The sequence below is a fragment of the Actinosynnema sp. NPDC023658 genome (genome assembly GCF_040639995.1).
Taxonomy (GTDB): Bacteria; Actinomycetota; Actinomycetes; order Mycobacteriales; family Pseudonocardiaceae; genus Actinosynnema.
On sequence record NZ_JBFAAX010000829.1, the window covers coordinates 1 to 2,480 of the forward strand.

Sequence of the window (2,480 nt, forward strand, 5' to 3'; positions counted from 1 at the left end):
CCGTCCCCACTCGGCGATCAGCTCGTCGATGCCCGGCAGGTCGACGGAGAACCCTTGCCCCCCTGGGGCGGATGGCGTGAACACAGCGGCACGACTCCTCGGCGTCACGGCCGGCCGGTCGTGGTACCGGGGCGCTCCGGCCCCTCCACGGCGGCGACACCGGCACTTCCGGCGTCACGCTCGTTCTAGCGGGTGCCGAGGGGGACCGGTCCCGAGCTGGGGACCGGCCTCCGGGTGCGTCCCCGTGCGGTCAGCGCAGCTGGATGCCGACCAGGCAGGTGTCGTCGTCGGTGTCGGCCTCGCTCGTCGCGAGCAGGTGGTCGAGGCGGTGTTCGAGGGACTCGGCCGGTGCCGCGGCGGCGGCGACGAGGTCGTCGATGCAGGCGTCGATGGGGTGGTCGCGGCGTTCGACCAGGCCGTCGGTGTAGAGCAGCATGGTGTCGTGCGGCTCCAGCAGGAGCTCCCGCTCCTCGTAGGAGCCCTCGGACAGCGCGCCGAGCATGACGCCGTGCAGCATCGGCAGCGCGGTGGCCGTGCGGTCGCGGATGAGCACCGGCGGCGGGTGCCCCGCCCTGGCCCACCGCAGCACCCTGGTGTCCGGGTCGTACAGCGCGCAGACCGCGGTGGCGAAGATGTGGTCGGTGAGGTGGTGGGCGACCAGGTTGAGCCAGGTCAGCAGCTGCCCCGGACCCGCGCCGGTGGCGGCGAGGCCGCGCAGGGCGTTGCGCAGCACGACCATGCCGGTCGCGCCCTTGATGCCGTGCCCGGTGATGTCGCCCACGGAGACGAACACCTGCTTGGACGGCAGCACGACGGCGTCGTACCAGTCACCGCCGACCAGGTGGTCCTTCTCCGCGGGCCGGTAGCGCACCGCGACCCGCAGCCCGAACGCGTCGAGCGAGGGTTCGGCCGGCGGCATGATCGCCTGCTGGAGCTGCAGCGCGAGCCGGTTGTGCTCGGCGGCCTGCTGCTCGGTGTGGGCCAGCCGGTCCTGGGTCGCGGACAGCGCGACCTCGGTCCAGTGCTGCGCGGAGACGTCCTGGTAGGCGCCGCGGATGGCGAGCAGCCGACCGGCGGCGTCCAGCACGGGCTCCGCGATGACGCGGATGTGCCGGACGATCCCGTCCGGTCGTTGGAGCCGGAACGACGTCGAGCCGGGGCGGTGCTGGTGCAGCACGGTCTGGAGGAACCCGCCGATGGCGTCGGCGTCGTCGGGGTGGGCGTGCGCGGCGAGGTCGGCCAGCGGCACCGGGTCCGCACCCGGCTCCAACCCGTGCAGCGCGAACAGCTGGCTGCTCCAGGTGATCTCGCCGGTGGTGGCGCTCTCGTCGAACCCGCCCATCCGCCCGAGCCGCTGCGCGTGCTGCAACAGGCTCGCCAGCCGCGCCGCCTCGTCCTGCACCCGGCACACCAGCAGCACGCAGTCGCCCAGCCGGCTGATGCCGACGTCCGCGACGACGGTCAGCGGCACCTGGTCGACCAGTGCGTTCAGCGTCATCCGCTCGGCGCGGTACGGCTCGCCGGTGGCGTGCACGTGCTCGACCTTCTCGAAGAGCTGGCCGTGACCGGCCGCCATCGGGTACGCCTCCAGCAGCCGCGCGCCGACGACCGCGGCCCGCGGTCGTCCGGCCAGGTCCACGAACCGGTTGTTGACGTGGTGGATGCGGAAGTCGGAGAGCTCGCCGCCGGCGTCCAGGTGCGGTCGCAGCACGAGGACCGGGTCGATCAGCCCGTCCGCGAGGTCCACGGCCTCGGTCAACGAGGACGGCGGCGCCTCGAACAGGTCAGCGGAGCTGCCCTGGAGGGTGTGGGCGCACAGTTCCGCGAGGGCTTCCACCTGCCGGTGGATCTGCGGCGGCTGCGGTTCGAGCGGGTGCGGCCAGCAGATCTCCAGCACGCCGAGGATGCGCCCGCCGGTGCCCGCGGGCACGGCCACCCGGCCGCCGCCGGAGGTCTGGTGGCCCACCGACGGCAGCCCCGACCTGCCCAGGTCCTCGATCCACACGGCGCGGCGGTCCAGCAGCGCGCGGCGCGCGGGGGTGACCACGCCGGGCGGCACGTACCGCCAGCGGCGGGCCTCCTCGACCGGCATGCCGGCGAACCCGGACAGCGACAGCGACGAGTCGGTGCCCGCGGTCCAGATCGCGACCGCGTTGGCGCCCAGGGGTTGCAGGGCGTGCTCCAGCAGCGACTGGGCCACGGTGTGGGTGTCGTTCGCGGCCAACGCGCCGCTCTCGGCGGTGCGCAGGCGCAACGCGGCGGACGGCGCGATGCCGTCCGCTTCGCCCAGGAGGCCTTCCACGACCTCGGTGACCCGGTCGCGCGCCGCCTGGTTGACCAGGTCGGCGGCCAGTTCGAGCTGGGTCAGCCCCGCCTGGTCGGCCAGGTCCGCGAGCTGGCGGGCGGCCTGCGCCGGACCGCAGCCGAGCCGTTCGACCAGCTCGCCCTTGGCCAGTTCGACCAGGGCGCGGCCGTCGGCG

Annotated in this window: 1 protein-coding gene; it reads right to left on the reverse strand. The window is 74.3% G+C overall.

What is annotated here, in order from left to right:
* Positions 1-250: 250 nt before the first annotated feature.
* A partial coding sequence (locus AB0G02_RS35295) for a SpoIIE family protein phosphatase (RefSeq protein WP_360803314.1) occupies positions 251-2,480 on the reverse strand: 2,230 nt, incomplete at its 5' end.